This is a genomic window from Roseibium sp. (genome assembly GCF_965276855.1).
Lineage (GTDB): Bacteria > Pseudomonadota > Alphaproteobacteria > Rhizobiales > Stappiaceae > Roseibium.
In genome coordinates this window covers 4,032,636-4,053,531 of the sequence record NZ_OZ255700.1, presented here as the reverse complement: position 1 = coordinate 4,053,531, position 20,896 = coordinate 4,032,636, and the positions used below count along the sequence as shown (strand labels likewise).

Sequence of the window (20,896 nt, the reverse complement as noted above, 5' to 3'; positions counted from 1 at the left end):
CAGCTTTTGATTACATTTATTGTAACAAATATCGATATAAGTCGAATATCAAAATGCCGACCAGCCGTAAGGAACGGTATGGAAAATCGGTGGGGGTCGAAGTTCGATGGTGATCGGAATGAGCAAGAGTTTGGATGAGGAAATACAGGACCGACTGGACAAATTACAGAATGACGGAGCTTTGACAGACTTCGAAAAGAACATAAATAAATTTAATTTTTTTACTGCGTCGGGTATGCAGACCCAGGAAATTAAACACTCGAAAACGCTCTGTTTTTTGCTCGATCCACAGGAGAGCCACAAACAGGGTGACTTGTTTTTGCGAAAGTTTTTCGAGGGAATTTTTGATAATAAAAAGGTGCCAAAGAACCTTTCAGCAACTTACTGTGAAACAGAAGTAACCACGACTGAAGGTCGACGCATGGACATCAGAATTTACAATGATGTTGAGAAATTCTGCGTCTGCATCGAAAATAAAATATTTTCAGGTGAAAGCGAAGATCAGCTAGATCATTACTACAGATACATCAAAGATAAATACCCTGGTTATTGCAAGAAGTATGTTTTCCTTACTCCGGAAGGCGACCTGCCCAACAACGAAAGTGATCGCAAAAAATGGGACAGTGTCAGTTATCGTAATATCATGAAGATGATTGAAACCGCACAAGAAAAATCTCAAGCAGAATTTTCTGAAGACTTCAAATACTTCTTAGACCACTACAAATCATTTATCGAGGAACACATATTGAAAACTTCAGAAGAAGCAAAAAACGCATTAAAACTTTATAAAAGACACAAGAAGGCGTTTGATTTCATTATTCAAAACATTCCTTCCAAGCACTCCCAGATATTTGCGATATTGAGAGAGGCCCTAGAAACCAGCGTCTCGGAGACAGAAATTGTTTCCGACAATACAAAAATATTTAGATTCCGGCCCCTTAGTTGGTGTTTTTCAGCAGAACAGACACCCAAGACCGGTGCCTGGAAAGATAAGGCAATATTGTTCGAGGTCTCATTTAACGCAAAAGACGAGCTTGTGCTCGAATTGGTTCTTGCGAATGCGTCGATAGGCAGCAAAACAAGCTTCACGGACAAAACCCTTGCGGAGGAGCTCGACGTACAAAGTAAAACGGGCTGGCCAAGAATTAAGACACAAAAAGTGAAGATAAGAGCTCCAGACTTGGACGTAGAGGCCGATGAAGACCTAGAAAGAAATAGAAAAAAATTCACCGAAGAAATCAAGGAATTTTGGAAACCTTGGATAGAAAAGAAAAGCGACTGCATTGAAGACGTCTTGAACAGAAGGCGCGGCAATACAGACAAAGGAGTGTCCGGCTCTGGAAACAAGTAGGGCCGGTCGAGTGCGATACTGCCCTGCTCTATTCTACGTCAGTCCTGGCTCAACTATGGAATCCACTCCGTTGAAATTCCAAACGACACAGTGTTGCTAAGGGCAACATCACTGTATGCCTCCCCTACAGTGGTCATCCCCGCCTTGCGCGGGGATCCAATCCACCGCTCGGCATTGGCCAGAGACCTGTTTGAGCGCGCGGCTAAACCGCCACGCTGTGCTGCGTCCCTTTCCCAGCCCTCGGGGACCAATGGATCCCGCATCAGCTGCGGGATGACGGTAGAGGGTGGGGCAACTCGGTGCCGTTTCCCATTCGCTCTGTAAACGAGTAGACCCCGGATCAGGTCCGGGGTGAGGAAGTGCCTTCAACGCTGTCCCGGCCTCCGCGCCGGGACCAGGGAGAAGGTTACTCCGCATCGGGTCGTGGAAAAGCTCCCCATGTCAGAGACCAACGCTGGTGAAACAGGTCCCGGATCAAGTCCGGGACGGCGAGGCTTGCACTTCCTGACACTCAGAAATCTTGTCCACGCCCCCGCCCCCTGCCCATATACTTCTCCCGTGCCTGCTCACATGGGCTTTCCGGGGGACCGTCCCTTGGAAGGGAGCAGGCCGGGCTGGTCTGGGGCGGCGGGGTAACGATCCATGCACCGGACAAGGATCCGGGCGAGACGGCGGCAGGCAGTTGCCGCAGCGCCTTGAACAACGCCGGCGACTGTGGAGGGCGGGTGTTTTCCTGATACGAGAACACAAGACAAATCTCCCGCTGGCCCGTTGAAGAGCAAGCCGGATCCTCTTGAAGGCCCGGGCGGGGCGCATCGCGCTTTTGCCGAAGAAACGTATTTTTACATCTGCTGCGCAGGCAAGGCCTGACGCGCCCCGCCACTCCTGTGACCAACGGGAGGTATCTTGAGCAAAACGCCGGAGGAAATCCTTGCGGCGGCTTTTGTGCTGGCGTTTTCTGATGTTTGGCGTCCCGGCCTTCGCGCCGGGACCGGTCTCACGTCAATGAAGGCCCCGGATCGGGTCCGGGGCAGCAGCGCTTTCCGTGAGCTGGCTATTTCGGAAAAACCCGAAGGCCCCACGCGACATTCACCTTGAGCGATCGGCATACAAAAAGGCCGGAGCAACAAAGCTCCGGCCTTAAAGGGTCTTAATCGGGGTCGCGCCGCGGGATCCGTGGCCGCGCCGCCCAATCAGAACTTATCAGGCAGCAGACAGGTTGTCGGCTGCGGACTTGCCGGAACGGCGGTCCTGAACAACTTCGAAGCTGACCTTGTCACCTTCGTTCAAAGTTGCCATGCCAGCGCGCTCAACAGCGGAGATGTGGACGAACACGTCGTTGCCGCCGTCTTCCGGCTGAATGAAGCCGTAGCCTTTGGTGGTGTTGAAGAATTTAACGGTACCGATGGTCATAACGATGTCCTTTCAATCGGTCATAGAGTGATGCAAGGTCCGCAGTTTGCGATCCATGCGTGAAGTCGACGTTGAGAGGGAAGATCGTTCTTTGCGCGGTCGCCCGCGCGCGTACAAAGTTCGTCAGCAATATCGATGACTTGCGTATACTGAAGAAATGCGGCCTGTTAAAGGCAAAATGATTGGGGCTGCGATTTATATCAGAAGATTCCTTCGCAGCGGCTCGCCCACCGCCGAAGCCAATTGCCCACCTAGTGGGTATTGGTTCGCAATCAACCCGTTGAAAGATTAGCGGCGGATTTTGGAACCATCACGCAACATAAAAACTGTGTTTCAGATTACAGCGATTGTTAACACCCGCGCTATTATCAGTACAAAAGATACAAAAGCGCGGGCACACCGACCCCACGGGGAAGAAAAGACGCGCTGCCGGGTTGAGACTACGATGCAACCCGACCGATCAGAAGACCTAACCGGACCAAGACATGTCATTTGAAGCGAACGACGATAGTTATCCAGGCCAGGCCGTTGCCTATATTGTCGCGACCTGGGGCAGCCAGTCTTTTGTCAGCTCCGGCGTTTTGGTCGGCCGCAATGACGTTCTCACCGCCAGCCACTCGATCTACGACGCGACGCTCGGTGGATTGGCGGACGAAGTGAAGATCTATTTTTCTTTTGACCCCGACGATTCCAATCCGACGTTCTACATGCCTGCCTACTACAATTATTACACCGATTTTGACCCAGACAATGACGGGCTGATCTACAGCGGCGACAACCGCGCCTTTACCCTTGGCGGCGCAGAACGAGATATCGCCCTCCTCTCACTCAGCGAAGCAGCGGGAGACACATATGGCTGGTTCGGGATAAACTACAGCTTCACGGGCGGCGATGTCAGCGTTCTCGGATTTCCGGGGCGCTACGGCAACAACCTGACCTTCGACAGCGGCTATGCCTACAAGGATGTCGTCGATAATTATGTCGACACCAGTTTCCTGGAAATCAATTCAGGCAACAGTGGCGGCCCGATCTTTACTGGCAGCGGCAACGACGTCAGTGTTGTCGGCATTGTTTCGACCAGCGCGGCCGCGGCGTCGGTCGCCGGACATGAATCCTGGCTGACATCCAACATCGCCAGCAACGACGTCTACATCGAAACAACAACGACCACGACCACAACGACGCCGGTCGTGACTACAGTCGAGGACGCGATTTACAGATTTTACAACACAGATACCGGGACGCACTTCTACACTGCGAGTTCAAACGAGCGCGACACAATTATTGCCGCATCTGGCTCGATGAATTACGAAGGAATTGCCTTCAAGTCAGCCAGCTCAACCGCAAATCTTTCCGATCTGGTCAGTGTCTATCGTTTGTACAACACGGCGACAGGCACGCACCTTTATACCACCAGCGAAGATGAGCGCGCCAATCTCACCAACAACTCTCCCGACTTCAACTACGAAGGTATCGCATACAATGCCTATGCGAGTGACAATGGGAGCAATGCTGCGCTTTACCGCTTCTTCAACGGCACAACTGGCACGCACTTCTACACAGCTTCTGAAGCGGAGAAGACCGAACTGCAGACCGTGGGCCTCCTGACTTACGAAGGCATCGCTTACTACATTGACACGGCCTAGGAATGTAAAACCGCAGAACTGCGTGCGTTAACCATCCGGACATTTTGCCTCAAATGCGTGGGATATGGTACTTTTTGCAGTAACATTGCCCAGTGTAGTGTGATTGGCACCGTCTGAGTCGTTGTACGGCCCCTCCATTTGGGTTAAAAAAGGCTTAATGTATTGCGTATCCCGCGAGACCGATAACGTTCGCGGAACTTCAGGAGCACGGAATGGGCATTTTCTCGAAATCCTCGCGCCCCGGCGAAGGCCTGGACCAGAAGATCGAGACCGTAACGGAGCAAACACCGGAGCAGGACACGTCTTCCAACGTGGAACAGCTGTCGCCGTTCGCCTTGAGAATGCAGGAAAAGATGAACCAGCTGGATGGCCTGAAAGGCCGTGTCGGCGGGCTCACCCAGACCTTTGACCAGATGGCTGCCTTCGCTGCCGAAAGCCAGACCAGCATCCGCATGATGGCTGAATACATCGAGAGCTCACGCGCCAGCGTTGAGACCGAGGTCCGGCTGAAATCCGAAAACGCCAAAATCTCGACCGACCTGCTGGACGCTGAGCACAAGGTGAAAACACTCACCACGCAGCTCGAGGATGCACAGGCTGAAGTCCATTCGCTGCGCAAGCGCTCAACAGAAACACGCACCGCGCTGGAAACGGCTCGGAACGACATTGTCACGATCCGGGACAACAATAAGAAGATCAATGACGAGTACCGTCATCAGAGCGCTAAGCTGGTGGATGCCAATGCGCAAATTGCGGATCTGACCGGCAAGCTGAACGATCTCAAAGCCAAATTTGAGACTCTGGAGAAGCATGCAGAAAGCCTGAGTTCGGATCTTGAGGCTGTCAAACACCGCGAGAAGGAACTTCAGCAGAACCTCTCTGAGAGCGCTGCGCTTTTGGAAGAGGAAGTCCGCAAGAACAACCAGGCTTCGAGCGAGCTGGAATCCGCAAAACGCGAACTGATCGACTTCCGGAACGACAATATCGATCTGAAGTCGCACCTTGATGTCGCCAATCAGGAGCTTGTCTACGCCAAGTCCCGTTTGGAAGAAGAACAGCGCAAACACGACAACGAAGTTTACGCACTGAACGCCGAGATCGAGAACCTCTCCTCACAGCGCCGGATTGGCGCCCAATCCTTGCAGGAAATGGCCCGCGAGAATTCGACCATCAAGGAGCGGAACCGCGAACTCGTCAAGCGGATGCAGGAGATCGAGCACCTTCTCGACAGTGCTCAGAAAAACCACGAAAAAGACCGCAACGAGCTTATGGCAACAACTGCCAAGCTGCGGGAGGTCAACTTGCGCTACAACTCCGCACTCACCGATTTGAACCACCAGCGGAACCAGAACCAGAAATTCGCCGACAATCTTGAAGATCTGGTCGATGAGAACAAACGTTTGCAGCGGTACAAGATCCAGGTTGATACGGCGAATGAACAGATCGCTCAGCTGAAGACGGTGATCGCAAACTACCAGATGGCGATGGAAGGCCGGGGCCCGGCCGAAGAACTCGGGCTGACGGAAGGTTTCGACCCGGCAGCCGAACTTGGCATCACCGACCCGCTGACCGTTTCCAACGATGATGACGACCTCTTGGAAGACGTCGACGAGCCGGACGACGAAACCCCGGAGGATGATGGTCCGTCTGGCGGCAACGATAAGGTCGTCAAACTTCGGGACTGACACGCAATCTGGAAAAAGAAAACCCGGCTCAGCGCCGGGTTTTTCGTATCTGGAATATCAAGCTCAGCTACTCCAGGCAGTAGATTTCAAAGCTTCATTCGGGTTCAACATTGAACTGCAGGGGATACCCAAGACGGCCTGCAGCGTCGATTGCACGGGTGGCTTTTGTCTCAGCCACATCCTTCGGATAGACAGAGACAACACATGCGCCCTTTTGGTGAGCCGTCATCATCACGACTTCTGCCTGGGCGCTGTCCAACCGGAATTCACCTTTCAAGATGAGCACGACAAACTCGCGTGGGGTGTAGTCGTCATTCAGCAACACCACTTTATAGAGCTTCGGCTTCTCAGTCTTGGTTCGCTTGCTAAGGCGTAATTTCACATCAGAATCACTCATGAAATTACCTTTTGGATAGTGTCCGCAACCGCTGCTCTTGATAGTTAAGCCGGTGTTTGGCGGAGCCGATAGTCTCGCTCGCGTGCACGGGCAAACTTCAGCTGAAAGTGCAGCGTACGGAACACACCGCGTTTCACACAAAATGGACGCTCAGGATTTCTGCTGTAGTCGCACTATAGAACAGTACCTGCAAAAAACAATTGTGAAGCTGAGCCAACATACACCGGAAATGAAAAGAGCCCCACACAGACCGTGTGGGGCTCCATCAACTGAACCATTGGGGACGTTGAGTTTATGCAGCCGCGACGGTGTTCAGGAAATCGTCAATCCGCGTTGCCAATTGGCGCGTGTTGTCCGCGACTTCAGAAGAAGTGACGGAGACTTCACCGGCTGACTGGGTGGTGTCGTCAACAGCGGCCTTCACACCGGTCATATTCTCGCTGATCTCCCGGGTACCGGAGGCCACTTCCTGGATCGAGCTGCTAATCTCTGCAGTTGCAGATCCTTGCTGCTCCAGCGCTTCGGTGATGGAGTTGGTGAACTCGTTCACACGTTCCATAATGGTTGCAATCTCTTCGATCGCCGCCACAGAGTCTGCCGATGCGCCTTGGATGGCATTGATCTGCGCTGAGATTTCTTCCGTCGCCTTCGAGGTCTGCGTCGCCAATTCCTTCACCTCGGCGGCAACCACTGCAAAGCCTTTTCCAGCCTCACCTGCACGTGCTGCCTCGATGGTCGCGTTCAAAGCCAAGAGGTTTGTCTGTTCGGCAATCTCTTGGATCAACTGCAGAACAGCGCCGATCTTCTGTGCTGACGCAGCGAGACTTGCAACCTGTTCGTTTGCGGACGTGGCCTTGTCGTTGGCAGTCGACACGACTTCGCTGGTCTCACCAATCTGGCGGGAGATCTCACCGATGGAAGCGGACAGCTCCTCGGACGCGGAGGCAACGGTTTGAACGCTTGCATAAGCCTGTTCGGTCGCCGCGGCCACAGAAGCGGTGCGCTCGGTATTCGTGGTGGAAAGATCCATCAACACCGCTGAGATGTTGGCCATGCTGTCAGTCGACTGAGAGACAGGCTGCAGCAGACGCTGGCTATCATCCCGGAAGCTGGAGATCATCTCTTCAAGCGCTGTCTGGCGGCGGCGCTCGTTCTCGATGTTCTGCTGCTGCTCTTCTTCGAGCTCACGCTGCCGGAGACCGTTGTCTCGGAAAATCTCAACGGTTCTGGCCATCTGCCCCATCTCGTCAACCCGCTCAACATAGGGGATGGCGATATCATAGTTGCCGTTCGAGAGCGTTCCCATGGTGTCTGAAAGTGTGCCGATCTGACCGGTAATCCGGCGGATCAAAGCAACCAAAACGAGGGATACTGCAAAGATTGCAATAACCGTTATGACCAATGCGGTCATCAACGCTTCGCTACGTGCAGTGTTGATCGCAGAAATATCAAACGCGACGTACATCATTCCCAGTGTTTCAAAGGAGTCACCATCCTCACGGGTGATGGGTTTGATGCCAATCTCGTAAGTGGCGTTCGAGAAAAATGTCGTCGTCGCTGCGGCATCTTCACCGCGCATGCCCTCGGGGATCAGGTTGATCAGGTCTTCCGTTGTTCTTCCTGCTTCATCGCGAACCAGGGACGCAAAGACATCACCGTTTTTCTCTTGAACAACAGCCCAAGAAAAGTTTGGATTGTCGAGGAAGGGCGCAAGAAGCGTATTGGCGAGATCCTGGTCAAAGTCCCAAATCGCATTGCCCAAAGCCTGATTTGTCAAATTGGCGCTCATGCTGATTTGTTGTTCAAACGCCTGCTGTACACCTGCCACACGCTGTGACGATGTGATGTAAGCGAAGGCGACGAACGCGACCGCTACAACCGCCACGATTGGCACTGTCGTGGTGAATTTCACTGATTGCCAGAACTTCATAATCTTCCCCCATAAGGTTCGGGAAAGATATAATGGCAGACTGCAAATTTTCTCTTAATCGAGCGTTGGCAAAAACTCGACACTCAAAACAAAAGAACCACGAATATTGGGAATATATGCAATGTTTATCATAGAAGTTCAAAGTTTCTAAAGAAAAAGATAACGACTAAAAAACGCCGACCCTTCAACACATTTCCAGTTGCTTCGCACCAAGATGCTAGGTCAAACCGGCAATCCACAGTCCCACCAACTGCGTACACCAATGCACTTGTATAGGAGGCTGATTTGCGATCTCAGAAAAGACATCCCTGGAGCAAACACATCCTGTTTGCAGCAGCTCTATGTACTGCTCTGTTCACCTTCGGAACAAACCTTGCCCGTGCGGACCTCGGTGCTGCAATAGGTTCTGTTCCCTCGGCCAGTCTTGTGGGGGAAGGCCGAATGAAGTTCTTGGGTTTCAACGTTTTTGACGCAGAACTCTTCGCACCAAACGGAGTGTACTCCTCGACCAATCCGTTTGCGCTCCGGCTGACCTATCTCCGGAATTTCAAAGGCAAGGCAATTGCCGAAAAGTCCGCAGAAGAAATGGCCAAACAGGGGGTTTCTAAGGCTCAATTGGACGGCTGGACCAAACAAATGACAGCGATTTTTCCAAATGTGTCCTCCGGTCAGTCCGTAACTGGGGTCCGAACCGCATCTGGGAGCAGCCGTTTCTATTTTGGCAATAAAGAAATCGGCACTATTGCGGATCCGGCTTTCACGAGACATTTCTTTGACATCTGGCTCGGCAACAAAACTCAGAACCCGCGTCTTCGCGCAAAACTTGTCGGCACCGGTTCTTGACCATCTCAGATCAAACAGCAACCGAGGTCGGTCAAACCGTTAGTCGACCGGTAGGTGATCAGACCGCAAACCAGATTACGGCGCGGTCCATCCTGGTCTATGGCGCATTGGCATTCCCTCTGTCTTTCGCCGGCTTGCCGATCTATCTGCATGCGCCTGACTTCTATGCCGTCACATTGGGTCAGTCCCTTGCAAGCCTTGGTGTCGTCCTCCTGGCCCTCCGGCTGATTGACGCGTTTCAAGATCCGTTCATCGGCAGCATCAGCGACCGGCTTCACTCGCACCGGCCAAAAATCCTGGCTGTGGGGACTCTTATGTTGGGCGCAGGCTTCTGGATGCTGTTTCATCCGCTGGCCTCAGCACCTCTCGCATGGTTTGCGCTATCGGTTCTCATCTGCACCACCGGCTTTTCGATCGTCACGATCAACCTTCAAACCCTGGGCGGCTTATGGAAGTCGCGGCCCCAAGACCGGACACGGATCACCGGCGGGCGTGAAGCCCTTGGTCTTCTCGGATTGCTTGCTGCCGCCATAACGCCAACGGTTCTGACACAATGGGCCGGGCAAGAACAGGCGTTTCACTATTTGACGGTGGCTTATCTCCCGCTGCTTGTTGTCGGCTTGGTGCTTCTACTTTCATGGATGAAGACGGCCAAGCTCTCCGCCCCCAAAGAAGCGCATCACCGGCAAAACTGGCTGAGCCTGCTCAAAGACCGCTGGCGGTCAGTATTCTTTTCCCTCGTTCTTCTGAATACATTCGCCAGTGCTATTCCCGCGGTTCTTGTCCTCTTTTATGTGCGAGACCGGCTCGGCGCTGAGCCATATACAGGACTGTTTTTGCTGATCTATTTTCTAGCCGGCACTGCATCCATGCCGCTTTGGATCAAACTGGCTTCGAAGTTTGGGAAAATCCGGGCTTGGCAGCTCTCACTCGGGCTCGCGATCGTTACGTTTATATGGGCCGTATTTCTCGGCCGCGGAGACATTGCCGCCTATGCGGTTGTGTGCACGCTGTCGGGCCTGGCTCTCGGGGCCGACTTAGCCTTGCCGCCTGCCATTCTTGCAGACCATATCGACGCTGATGACCGCCAGACGGATGCATCGCGCCTTTTTTCACTGATGGCACTGCTTTCCAAGACGTCCCTTGCGGCTGCGACCGGATTGGCCCTGCCGATCCTCGGCGTTTTGGGCTATGTACCGGGGGGAGATATGACGCCGAGACTGGATTGGGTCCTAAGCCTCACATATGCAGCCCTCCCCTGTGCCTTGAAACTGGCAGCCCTCGGGAGTTTAATTTGGGCACAGGACATCCTGACAAAAAACAAGTCCGCTGTGTCTTGAACCGCTCCCTGCCCTCGCTCACAGGATTGAAACATGTCCGTACGGCCACCGCAGATCCTTCACAAACCGAAAGAAGATGAAGATCCGCTATCGCAGGCCCTGCAGAACGAGATCTTTAATGAGAAAGCGGCAACACTGTTCCGACTGCAGAAGCGGCTCGAAACCGCGTTACGAAAACTCGACGCGGCAAGGGCTAACGCAGAAGCTACAGAGGAAACAATCTCTCCCCACCTTGCCGAAGCCTGCGAGGCGCTTTGGTATGTCTCGATACAACGGGAGATGTGTGGATTGAGGAACAGCAGGGCCTATTATGACGAACTGCGTGTTCCGCATGATGTCCGGTTGCACATGGGGCCAAACATTCGCAAAGGGTCTTGAGAAGGCAGCGCATGCATTGCGTACGCGGCCGGACAAGCCTTTGTGATTTGTATCACTTCCTTGTTGATGGCTTGGATGTATGAGGTTCGCAGAGTTGCATCACGCCGATAAGAGTGTTTTTTTCGCAGCCATAAAACAAAATAATATGCCGCTTTGTAACGTTGCGTAATATACACGGTTACGGACCATTGAAATCCGCCACCCGCAAATCAAGGGTGCAATAATTCACGAGCGTTGGCCCCGAGCAAAAACATGAAACGCATCACTGTCGTCCATAGGGTCACCGCTCCCATTGCCATGTTCGCAATGTTTTTCTGCCTCGGGAATTTACTACCGATCGGTAGCGGCGACGGTTTCACAGCTACCGCCCATGCCCAATAAGTGCGAGTTGTCCCGGAAGGCAACAGATACCGCTCTCAACCGAAAATCCCCTTCGCTTCATCCCGCAGGACGTCCGCCTCCAATTCATCATACGATGCCAAATTCGAAAAGGTGCTGAGCGTTTTGCGGCGTGACAGGCGGCTGATGTCATCCATCAAGCGCGTCGCGAGCCGATATGGCATTGATCCAATCCATATCATTGGAGCGATCGTCGGCGAACACACCTACAATTATGACACTCTCGACAGCGCGCAGTCCTATTACGTAAAGGCCCTTGCTTACGCTGGCATCCGGTTTGATTTTGAGCTCAATGGCGAGCAAGTCGAAACCTTTGTGGAGCGCCCGCAATTTGACCGGTGCCGCAAGGAGCACGTGCAAAAAGCGAGCGACCGGCGCTGGTCCTGTTACGAACAAGTCTGGAACAGCCGCTTTCGCGGCAAAAGCGTCGATGGTGTCCGCTATCCACGGAAGAACTTCAACGAAGCGTTCTTTCAACCGCTCTATGCGGGTCAAAGCTTCGGTCTTGGACAGCTGAGCCCACTGACGGTTCTGAAGATGACCGATCGGGTGGCACGCACGAGCAATTTCCGCAAGTTGAAATCCACAAATCCGGAAGCCGTCTACAAAGCGACCATGGATCCTAACCAGTCATTGCACTACATGGCAGCGATCATCCGGGACGCGATCGACGCCTACAAGTCTGTCGGCAAAGTGGATATTTCAAAAAACCCCGGATTGACAGCAACGCTCTATAATCTCGGGGATCCCTGGAGCCGCGCGGCCAAATTCCGCCGCAGCGGCAACTCCTGGCCGCGCGAAAACTACTACGGCTGGCTGGTGAATGACCGGATCGAAGAGCTGGAATCATTGCTCTAATCGATCCGGCCGGATGCTCAGGTCAAGAATGGATTGGTCTGGCGTTCGTGGCCGAATGTCGATGCAGGCCCATGCCCGGGCAAGAACGAGATATCGTCACCAAGCGGAAGAAGCTTTTCAGTGATCGACTTGATCAGCGTCTCGTGGCTTCCTCCCGGCAGATCGGTCCGCCCGATCGACCCGGCAAAGAGCACATCGCCTGATATCGCCAGCCGCAACTCCTTGTCGATAAAAACCAGATGGCCTGGTGAATGACCCGGGCAGTGCAGGACGTCGAATTCACGTCCCGCCATTGTCAGAACGTCCCCTTCCTGCATCCACTTATCAGGCGATACGGGTTTGGCTTCCCCCATGCCGAATTGCGCCGCCTGATCGGCAACCCGGTCGATCAAGGGCTGATCGGCCTCATGCGGTCCCTCGACAGGAACTGAAAGGCGTTCGGCAAGATCAGCAGCGCCACCGATGTGATCTATGTGGCCGTGGGTCAGGACAATCTTCTCGACTTTCACGCCTTTTTCTTTGACTGCGGCCATGATGGTGTCGACATCGCCGCCCGGATCAACGACAGCGCCCACCATGGTCGCAGGGTTCCAGATCACAGAGCAGTTCTGCTGGAACCCCGTGACAGGCACAATCATGATCTGGATCGGCGGCATCTCCTCACCCTGGCCAGTCTCTCCTGCCCCGGCATCCGAATTCGACATGTCTTGCGCCACTGTTATCTCCTGGATGAATGTTATCCTGCCCCTTGTAACAAATACGGGACAAATCGCCAGAGCCGCATGTTTGTAATGGTCCATGGGTTCACCTTGCGGCGTTGATTTCGTAAAAGGTGAGAGGCTCTTGTTGGAAGAGCTAAAGAAATCAGGTTCGGCACCGAATGACGTTACGACTGTTCAGCGCTGTCACGGCAACTCTTCTGGCCCTAGGAATTGCCGGAAGCGCCCAAGCTCAGCCAGGCCGCACAGCGCCGGTGTTCGATACTTGGCTTGTCGATTGCGCAAGCACGGGAGTGTGCTTCTCCTCATCATTCACCCGGAACCAGTCCGTCTGGGTTGATTTGCGGATTGTCCGGGATTGGCGCGCGGATGCCCAACCGCTGCTGCGGCTGACCACAAACACTGTTCTCCCCCAGACCGGCACACTGCGCTTCGATGTCGACGGGACAACGATAGAGTCCCTACCAATCGAACAATTGCGGGAAATCCAGGCGGGAGTGACATCCCCAGCCGGATTTCGGCCACTGGGCGGGGAAGGCTTCTGGTACCCAACGGGTGCAGTCACCTCCACACTGCTTACAGCTCTGCAAACAGGGCAAGAACTGACCGTACACATACCCAGAGAAGGCAGCGCGGAGACAGTTTCCGTTTCCATTCCTCTGCAGGGACTAAAGTCGGGCCTTCTCTGGCTGGACAACCGGCAAAACCGGACAGGAACGGCGTCAGCCATTGTCTCGCCCGGAGCTGAGCCTCCGGTCAACGCACCGCATGCGCTTCCAATTTTGGCTCCGGAGGAGCTCCCAGCCGAAGTTTCCGCGATTTGGCACGCCAACCGGCTCTGTTCTTCCATCGACCCGACCATTTTTGCCAGCCTGAATGCAGTCCGTGTTCCGCTGGAGGACGGCGCATCCCTTTATATCGTGCCGTGTGGTGCTCCGACGGCTTATAACAGCCCTTATGTCGCGATCTATGCGGGCAAGGATGGGGCTGCACGTCAGGTGCATGTCGCCAGAATGTCTGAAAGCGGTCCAATCGCCACCGATTTGATTTACAATGCCCGTTGGGTGCCAGCCGATCGCCAGTTGATCAGCTACTTCAAAGGATCTGGAGTTGGCGAATGCGGACTGTGGAACAGATGGGTCTGGAACGGCACTGGATTGGTGTTGCTTGAAGAAGCTTCGCGCAAAACGTGTGATAACACGGAGCCAGACTTGTCCAATTGGTCAAACACTTGGCCTCTAAAAAACGCGTCTAAATAACCTTTCCCCTAAGGATTTTCTTGCGATTTTCACAATCGCGCCCTTATGATGTTTCCGCAGCGGATGGAATGGGGTGCGGCAGCTCTACTTCACCCTGATCCTTGAGTTTGGTGAGCGCATCTCGATGTGGTCTCCGATTTAGGCTCGGCCGAAAAGGCGGGTGAGAATTGGCGTTAGTGCCGGAATGGCACGGAAATTAAGGTGATTACGTAATGCACGATGGGGATTCGGACCGGCGGTCGCGTGGTCGGCGCGGCGGCAAGCGCGAGTTTGGCGGTCCGCAAGACTTCGGCAGTGACTTTGGCGGAAGCGACTTCGGTGGTGATTATGGCGGCGGCCGTGATGGCGGTCACCGGGGTGGGCGCGATAATGACTTTGGCGGCGGTGGTGGCCGTGGTGGTTATGGTGGCGGCGGTGGCCGTGACGGTGGCTACGGCGGCGGAGACCGCGGTGGTTACGGCGGCGGCGGCGGCCGGGGCGGATACGGAGGCGGTCGTGACGGCGGCTATGGCGGCAGCGGTGGTCGTGACGGTGGCTATGGCGGCGGAGACCGCGGTGGTTACGGCGGCGGCGGTGGCGGCCGAGATGGCGGCGGATACGGCGGTGGTGGCCGTGGTGGCTATGGCGGCGGCGGTGGTCGTGATGGTAGTGGCTACGGCGGTGGTGGCCGTGGCGGTTACGGCGGCGGCGGAGGTCGTGACGGCGGCTACGGTGGCGGCCGGGGCGGATACGGCGGCGGAAACCGTGAAGGGGGAGATCGTCCTCCACGGCGGGATTATCCGCCGGTCGAACGTGGGCCACGCCAATCCGGCGTTGTGAAATTCTTCAAGTCTGACAAAGGCTTCGGATTTATTACCCCTGACGATGGCGAGACCGATGTTTTCGTCCATATTTCGGCGGTTGAGCGGTCCGGACTTGCTTCCCTAGACAGCGGGCAACGCATTTCTTTCGAAACCGAGCCGGATCGCCGGGGCAAGGGCCCAAAAGCGGTGAACCTGCAAATGCTCGAGGAAGACGGTTCGAATGCCGGCGCTGACGAGCAGCCGGTCAACGACGGCACAGGCGAGCAGCCGGATTACGAATAAGCGGCACTCTTCCGGCACTGCCGGAAACACTGAAACAAGAAATTCCGGGCGCACCACTGGTGCGCCCGTTGTTTTGGGCAACCAGCCTGCTTTTATTGCCGCACGCCACGCACTATAAGGCTGCCAGAATGCGCATGAGAAAGGCAGCAGATGACGACAACTTCAAATCCGACCGCAACTGTCCGGCTGTTCCGCCCAGGGGATTTGAGCCACCTCCTGCCCCTGAACAACGCGGCCGTACCTGCTGTGAACGAATTGTCTGCAGAAGAACTTCTGGATCTAATCGGCCAGTCGCTTGTTTGCCTGGTTGCCGAAATCGACGAGGAGCCCGTAGGTTTTCTATTGTCGATCGGTGACGGCGCGGATTATGCCAGCGCGAACTACCAATGGCTGAGCGAAAACGTCTCCAACTTCTCCTATACAGACCGCATTTGTGTCGATGAACACCGGCGCGGCTTGAAGATCGGCGAAAAACTCTACCACGCCTTGTTCAAACACCTCAAAGACACCAGCCGCAGCTTTGTTTGTGAGGTGAACTCTAGACCACCAAATCCAGGTTCTTTGAGGTTCCATCAGCGGCTCGGATTTGAAGAAATTGGCACGGCGGATCACGGAGAAAAAGCCGTTGTTTTCCTGCGCAAAGTCCCGCTGAGCACTGCTGTATGAACTATCGCCACGCCTACCATGCCGGCAACATCGGTGATGTCCTGAAACATGCCGTTCTGGCGCGTCTGATCACGTATTTCCAGCGCAAGGAAAAGGGTTTTCGGGTCATCGACACCCATGCGGGGATCGGTCGTTACGATCTGATGTCCGAGGAAACCCAAAAGACGGGAGAGTGGCAACAGGGCATCGGTAAGGTGCTCGCCAGTGACATGCCGGAGAGTGTTTCGGAGCTTCTGGCACCCTGGCTTGAGGTGGTCCGCGGCGAAAATGGCGAAGGCTCCCTGAAAACGTACCCAGGCTCTCCCCTGCTTGCCCGGCGCATGCTGCGAAAACAGGACAGGTTGACCCTCACAGAGCTGCACCCGGCAGATTTCGAAACGCTTTCGAGACTTTTTTCGGGCGACCACCAGGTCAAAACGATCCATCTGGACGGCTGGCTTGCGCTTGGCGGTTTTCTGCCACCCAAGGAAAAGCGCGGACTTGTGCTGATTGACCCGGCATTTGAAAAAACGACCGAATTCAAAGACATGACCGCAGCGGTAATCAAGAGCTGGCGCAAGTGGCAAACGGGCACATTCGCGCTCTGGTATCCCATGAAAGACGCGCCCGCAATTGCCCGGATGCATAAGGACTTTGAGGAAGCGGGACTGCGCGACATCCTGGCTCTGGAACTAAATGCGGGCAAAAGCGGGCCGGACACAAGGATGTTGGGCTCGGGCATGACTATGGTTAACCCGCCCTTTACCCTTTCAGGCGAAATGAATGTAGTGCTTCCATGGCTCTGTGACACAGTTCGGCAAGGGCCGGGAGCCGACTGGAATGTTCAACAGATTGTCGGCGAATGACCCCATGAGCCGATTTTAACGATCCCTGCTTGACCTGCTCCCGGGTGTCCCCCATCGTCAGAGCAAGCATTTTTCGGAGGTTCGGCTATGAGTTTGTTTCGTGTTGCCCGCTTTGCCCTTCCTGTGCTGGCCCTGTCCGGGATTTTAACAGCTACCGCTTCAGCAGAAGATCACCGGGTTTATTTCTCCAGCGAGCGGTCCAATCAGTTGCCGGGCTGCGACGCCACCTCCGTTCAACGTGCGGTGCAAAATACGGTGAGCCGCGCACCCAGCTACTTCAATGGGGTCCGCATCGTCCAACTCGACAAGATCCGCGACACAACTTTCCGCGCCAACGTCTCCAGCGCTGTGAACCGCCGGTACTGCAGCGGAACAGCGAGCCTGTCGGACGGCAGCCGGGTTGCAGTCAAGTATCTGCTTGAATCCCACGCGGGTACATTTGGAATTGGCTGGAACGTCGAAACCTGTCTGAACCAGCGCGATAAGTGGTATGTTTATGGCGGTTCTTGTCGTACTCTGACACCTCAATAAAACAGAGCTGGACAAGTCACATTATGAGACTGGCGAAATTTCTGCAGCACCTTGCTGTAGCGGCTATTGTTGCCTTGGGAGTTTCGCCAACTGCCCACGCCGACACACCCGGTGATTTTGACTTCTATGTCCTCGCCCTCTCCTGGTCTCCCGCCTATTGCAGGGAAGCCGGGCCGGACGCAAGCCCTCACCAATGCAGTGCACAAACTCCCTTCCGCTTTATTGTCCATGGTCTCTGGCCACAATATGAGCGTGGCTATCCGGAAAGCTGTAGTACAAGCCAACGCCGCATCGACCGGCAGATCGCCTTTGACATGGACGACATCATGCCGAGCCATGGCCTGATCTTTCATCAGTGGAGAAAACACGGCACTTGTTCGGGCCTGGCACCCGAGGACTATTTTGATCTGACCCGGGACGCTTTCGAAAAAGTCAAAATTCCCAAGGCTTTTCGGACAATCAACAAACCCGGACAGGCCGCCCCATCCAAGATCGAAGCGGCATTCTCAAGCGTCAATCCGGGACTGTCCAAGGACGGCATCGCGATTGTTTGCGAACGCGGCGAACTTCAAGAAGTCCGTATCTGCATGTCGAAGGATCTGGAATTCCGCTCCTGTCCTTCTGTCGATCGCAGCGGCTGCCGCTCCGGTTCGCTCACCGTCGTCCCGCCAGCCGCCCGATAACACCTGACCTTCTCGTCTTCATGTAAGGAGTTTCACCATGATGAAATTGCGCTCGTCCCCGCCGTCACCGTTTGGACGCAAGGTCAAACTGGCAATGGCAATCCTGGGTCTCAAGGACCAGATCGAGGTTGTCGAGGCCAACACCGCAGACCCCTCGGATGATCTGCGCAGCCAAAACCCGCTCGGAAAGATCCCGGCACTCGTTCTGGAAAACGGCGAAGTCATCTATGACAGCTCGGTCATACTGGAGTATCTCGATTTCCTTGCGGGTGGCGGCAAGCTGTTTCCGCAAGGCGAAGCCCGCTATCTGGTTCTCCGGGACCAGGCACTGGCAAATGGGTTGATGGACGCGGCTATCCTGCGGGTTTACGAAAAACGCTTCAAGGAACCCAAGTTCCGCGACCCGGCTTGGGACAACTATCAAGCGGCAAAGATGGACCGGGCCCTGGCACATTTCGAAGCCAATGCCCCGGCTGCTCCGAGTTCAGCTGACGACATTGATGCTGGAACGCTTACGCTCGCCTGCGCTCTTGGATATCTGGACATTCGCTACAATGGCGACTGGCGATCTGATCATCCAAAACTGGTGGCCTGGCTGGACGCTTTTGAATCAGCAGTCCCTGCCTTTGCGGATACCAAGATGCCTGCAGCTCCGGTCCCGGAGAATGATCCGGCGCCCTTACGCTGATGCAAGAAGCCGGGCGCCCGTCCGGCTTTTTTACTTTCAGTGCATTATTGGTCGCCGCGCTCCAATGCGTGGAACATCCGGCCGCCTTCGGCGAACAGGATACAGCCGATCGCACTTAAGCCATAACAGGCAAATGCGAGCCCCAGCGGCATTGTCGACCCGTCAAAGAGCTGACCCATCACATACCCCAGGATGGCGCCGCCCAGAGTACTTAAGAAGCCGATCACCGAAGATGCAGTACCTGCGATATCGCCGAGCGGCTCCATCGCCATGGTGTTGAAATTCGCGCCCAAAAACCCGAACGTCGTCATGATCAGGGTTGTCAGGATGAGGAATAGCCACAAGCTTTCAAATCCCAACGCAGCAACGGCCGCCAGAAGTGCCCCCAACCCCGTGAAGATCAGTGCAGCGGTATGAGACAGGCGCCGCATACCGATGGCTTCCACCAGACGTGAATTCATGAAGGATGAAATTGCCATCGCTATGGCAATCCCGGCAAAAACCACAGGGAAGTAAGCACCCAGCCCAAAGACATCGACAAAAATCTGCTGCGACATGGCGAGGAACGCGAACAAACCGCCGAAAATGAAGGACAGTCCGATCGTATATCCAAGCGTCACACGGGTCGTGAGCGCCTTCCAGTAGGCCCCCGCAATATTGGATAACACCATCGGCCGCCGATGTTCCGGCGAAAGCGTTTCCGGCAGACGTATCCACGTCCACACCAACATGGCGACACCGGCAGCAAGGAGCATCGTAAAGATCCAATGCCAACCAGCAACGAACAGGATTGCCTGGCCAACGGACGGAGCGATGATAGGCACCGCCATGAACACCATCATGACAAGAGACATGACTTTTGCCATGCGCCGGCCGGTAAAACAGTCCCGCACGATTGAAAGTGCGGTCACACGCGCCGCTGCACAGCCGACCCCCTGCAACACACGGGCTGCCAGAAACTGAGTGAGGTCATTCGTGATGATCGCCGCAATGCTGGCAAGGCTGTAAAGCACCAGTCCGCCGATCAGAACCTTGCGGCGGCCGAGAGAGTCGGCGATCGGTCCGAAAAACAATTGTCCGCCGCCAAATCCCACCAAATAGAGCAGCAAAACGGTCTGGCGGTTGTTCTCTTCCTGGATATTGAGCGCCTCGCCAATGGCTGGGAGGGCGGGCAACATGACATCGATCGCAAGCGCATTCAGTGCCATAAGCAGAGCGATGATTGTAACAAATTCCGCAAAAGGAATGCCCGGGTCCCGAAGGGTTTCCGGTTTTGCTGCTCGAGCCGCAGGCTGTGGACCACTGGCCGGATAGTCATGATCACTGGAAGTATCGTTTTCTTTCACCAGGTATTCCGATCAAACGCAAAAGGCTCTCCCGACAAGATGATCGGCAGAGCACAATAATCTGGCGGGCCACCTCAGAGGTAGCGAACCGTTAGGATGCGACCCACCTCTCGGCATCCGCATCATCATCGGCCTTGGCCGCCACCCAAGTTTCAGCTTTCCCGGACACGAAGTGTTCTTTTTTCCAGAACGGTGCGCGGGTCTTTAGAAAATCCATCAAAAAGTCAGCCGCCTCAAAGGCGGCACGGCGGTGGGCAGACGCGGCAACGACCAGCACAATCTGTTCCCCCGGTCGTATCTTCCCATACCGATGCACGACTGTCAGGCCGGTCAGCGGCCACCGTTTCAGGGCGTCGCTGGCGATCCGTTCCAATTCGGCTTCGGCCATGCCAGGATAATGCTCGAGTTCCAGCGCCGCAAGCGTTCCGGCCTCATCGCGGCATAACCCTGTGAAGGAAACAAGGGCGCCCACATCCTGGCGCCCAGCTGTCAGCGTGTCCATTTCGGATTGCGCACTGAAGTCCTCAGCTTGAACCCGGACCGTTGCCTCCACTACCACGGCTTAGCCCCCTGTCATCGGCGGAAAGAAGGCCGCTTCCTTGGCATCACCAAGCTCCGCGTCAGCTTCCACATGCATCTGATCCAGGGCGACGCGGATGGCTTCTTCGTCTTCAAATGCAAATGCGTGATTGTCATCAATGGTCTTGAGATGACCGATCAAGTCCGCCACGGTCACAACAGTTGACGGCAATTCAATCGCTTCTTCTTCAACCCCAACACGCTCGCGCACCCAAGCAAAATAACGAATGTTCATTGTTCCCTCGACCGTTGACC

21 protein-coding genes are annotated in these 20,896 nt (G+C 54.9%); 14 read left to right on the top strand and 7 right to left on the bottom strand.

What is annotated here, in order from left to right:
- The first annotated feature begins 118 nt into the window (after positions 1-118).
- Positions 119-1,351, top strand: a complete 1,233-nt coding sequence (locus ACQY4Z_RS18685; RefSeq protein ID WP_428523788.1) for a PD-(D/E)XK nuclease family protein — start codon at positions 119-121, stop codon at positions 1,349-1,351.
- 1,203 nt (positions 1,352-2,554) lie between these two features.
- On the opposite strand, the gene ACQY4Z_RS18680 is transcribed toward ACQY4Z_RS18685, so the two are convergent.
- Positions 2,555-2,764 carry a cold-shock protein gene (locus ACQY4Z_RS18680; RefSeq protein WP_428523786.1) on the bottom strand — a complete coding sequence of 70 codons (210 nt, stop codon included), beginning with the start codon at positions 2,762-2,764 and terminating at the stop codon, positions 2,555-2,557.
- A gap of 485 nt (positions 2,765-3,249) precedes the next feature.
- On the opposite strand from ACQY4Z_RS18680, the gene ACQY4Z_RS18675 reads away from it, so the two are divergent.
- Both ACQY4Z_RS18675 and ACQY4Z_RS18670 read left to right on the top strand, forming a co-directional pair.
- Positions 3,250-4,410, top strand: coding sequence for a trypsin-like peptidase domain-containing protein (locus ACQY4Z_RS18675; RefSeq protein ID WP_428523784.1), 1,161 nt, complete (start codon positions 3,250-3,252; stop codon positions 4,408-4,410).
- 212 nt (positions 4,411-4,622) lie between these two features.
- A complete protein-coding gene (locus ACQY4Z_RS18670; protein ID WP_428523782.1) occupies positions 4,623-6,095 on the top strand; it encodes a hypothetical protein in 1,473 nt (490 codons plus the stop codon).
- A 94-nt stretch (positions 6,096-6,189) separates the two neighbouring features.
- Here ACQY4Z_RS18670 and clpS read toward each other — a convergent pair whose 3' ends face one another.
- Both clpS and ACQY4Z_RS18660 read right to left on the bottom strand, forming a co-directional pair.
- Complete coding sequence (clpS, locus tag ACQY4Z_RS18665) at positions 6,190-6,492, bottom strand: ATP-dependent Clp protease adapter ClpS (protein WP_428523780.1); 303 nt, start codon at positions 6,490-6,492, stop codon at positions 6,190-6,192.
- A gap of 292 nt (positions 6,493-6,784) precedes the next feature.
- The gene (locus tag ACQY4Z_RS18660; RefSeq protein ID WP_428523778.1) at positions 6,785-8,422 is read right to left on the bottom strand and encodes a methyl-accepting chemotaxis protein; all 1,638 of its coding nucleotides are present in this window, start codon (positions 8,420-8,422) and stop codon (positions 6,785-6,787) included.
- Positions 8,423-8,707: 285 nt separating this feature from the next.
- Between ACQY4Z_RS18660 and ACQY4Z_RS18655 the strand changes: the two genes are divergently transcribed.
- The 4 genes from ACQY4Z_RS18655 to ACQY4Z_RS18640 all read left to right on the top strand — a co-directional run bounded on the left by ACQY4Z_RS18655 (position 8,708) and on the right by ACQY4Z_RS18640 (position 12,240).
- Positions 8,708-9,265: a chalcone isomerase family protein gene (locus tag ACQY4Z_RS18655; protein WP_428523776.1), complete on the top strand. Its 558-nt coding sequence runs from the start codon at positions 8,708-8,710 to the stop codon at positions 9,263-9,265.
- Positions 9,262-10,605 (top strand): MFS transporter, encoded by a 1,344-nt coding sequence (locus ACQY4Z_RS18650; RefSeq protein WP_428523774.1) that lies wholly within the window; start codon positions 9,262-9,264, stop codon positions 10,603-10,605. Before ACQY4Z_RS18655 ends, ACQY4Z_RS18650 begins: the two co-directional genes overlap by 4 nt.
- Before the next feature lie 33 nt (positions 10,606-10,638).
- Positions 10,639-10,983 (top strand): DUF6665 family protein, encoded by a 345-nt coding sequence (locus ACQY4Z_RS18645; RefSeq protein WP_428523772.1) that lies wholly within the window; start codon positions 10,639-10,641, stop codon positions 10,981-10,983.
- Between the two features lie 381 nt (positions 10,984-11,364).
- Complete coding sequence (locus tag ACQY4Z_RS18640) at positions 11,365-12,240, top strand: DUF1402 family protein (RefSeq protein ID WP_428523770.1); 876 nt, start codon at positions 11,365-11,367, stop codon at positions 12,238-12,240.
- Between the two features lie 17 nt (positions 12,241-12,257).
- On the opposite strand, the gene ACQY4Z_RS18635 is transcribed toward ACQY4Z_RS18640, so the two are convergent.
- Entirely contained in the window at positions 12,258-12,896 is a 639-nt protein-coding gene (locus ACQY4Z_RS18635; RefSeq protein ID WP_040452398.1) for an MBL fold metallo-hydrolase, read from the bottom strand.
- Positions 12,897-13,120: 224 nt separating this feature from the next.
- Between ACQY4Z_RS18635 and ACQY4Z_RS18630 the strand changes: the two genes are divergently transcribed.
- The 7 genes from ACQY4Z_RS18630 (at position 13,121) to ACQY4Z_RS18600 (ending at position 18,716) form a co-directional block, all read left to right on the top strand.
- Positions 13,121-14,218, top strand: coding sequence for a DUF1176 domain-containing protein (locus ACQY4Z_RS18630; protein ID WP_428523768.1), 1,098 nt, complete (start codon positions 13,121-13,123; stop codon positions 14,216-14,218).
- 212 nt (positions 14,219-14,430) lie between these two features.
- Complete coding sequence (locus tag ACQY4Z_RS18625) at positions 14,431-15,303, top strand: cold-shock protein (RefSeq protein ID WP_428523766.1); 873 nt, start codon at positions 14,431-14,433, stop codon at positions 15,301-15,303.
- A 150-nt stretch (positions 15,304-15,453) separates the two neighbouring features.
- Positions 15,454-15,969, top strand: coding sequence for a GNAT family N-acetyltransferase (locus ACQY4Z_RS18620; RefSeq protein ID WP_428523764.1), 516 nt, complete (start codon positions 15,454-15,456; stop codon positions 15,967-15,969).
- Positions 15,966-16,814, top strand: coding sequence for a 23S rRNA (adenine(2030)-N(6))-methyltransferase RlmJ (locus ACQY4Z_RS18615; RefSeq protein WP_428523762.1), 849 nt, complete (start codon positions 15,966-15,968; stop codon positions 16,812-16,814). Before ACQY4Z_RS18620 ends, ACQY4Z_RS18615 begins: the two co-directional genes overlap by 4 nt.
- 87 nt (positions 16,815-16,901) lie before the next feature.
- Positions 16,902-17,345, top strand: coding sequence for a cytoplasmic protein (locus tag ACQY4Z_RS18610; RefSeq protein ID WP_428523760.1), 444 nt, complete (start codon positions 16,902-16,904; stop codon positions 17,343-17,345).
- 23 nt (positions 17,346-17,368) lie between these two features.
- Entirely contained in the window at positions 17,369-18,028 is a 660-nt protein-coding gene (locus ACQY4Z_RS18605) for a ribonuclease T2 family protein (protein WP_428523758.1), read from the top strand.
- A gap of 37 nt (positions 18,029-18,065) precedes the next feature.
- The gene (locus ACQY4Z_RS18600; RefSeq protein WP_428523756.1) at positions 18,066-18,716 is read left to right on the top strand and encodes a glutathione S-transferase family protein; all 651 of its coding nucleotides are present in this window, start codon (positions 18,066-18,068) and stop codon (positions 18,714-18,716) included.
- 44 nt (positions 18,717-18,760) lie between these two features.
- On the opposite strand, the gene ACQY4Z_RS18595 is transcribed toward ACQY4Z_RS18600, so the two are convergent.
- The 3 genes from ACQY4Z_RS18595 to moaD all read right to left on the bottom strand — a co-directional run bounded on the left by ACQY4Z_RS18595 (position 18,761) and on the right by moaD (position 20,876).
- Complete coding sequence (locus tag ACQY4Z_RS18595; protein ID WP_428523754.1) at positions 18,761-20,062, bottom strand: multidrug effflux MFS transporter; 1,302 nt, start codon at positions 20,060-20,062, stop codon at positions 18,761-18,763.
- Positions 20,063-20,153: 91 nt separating this feature from the next.
- Complete coding sequence (locus ACQY4Z_RS18590; protein ID WP_428529604.1) at positions 20,154-20,564, bottom strand: molybdenum cofactor biosynthesis protein MoaE; 411 nt, start codon at positions 20,562-20,564, stop codon at positions 20,154-20,156.
- Between the two features lie 60 nt (positions 20,565-20,624).
- A complete protein-coding gene (moaD, locus tag ACQY4Z_RS18585; RefSeq protein ID WP_428523752.1) occupies positions 20,625-20,876 on the bottom strand; it encodes a molybdopterin converting factor subunit 1 in 252 nt (83 codons plus the stop codon).
- Positions 20,877-20,896 lie beyond the last annotated feature (20 nt).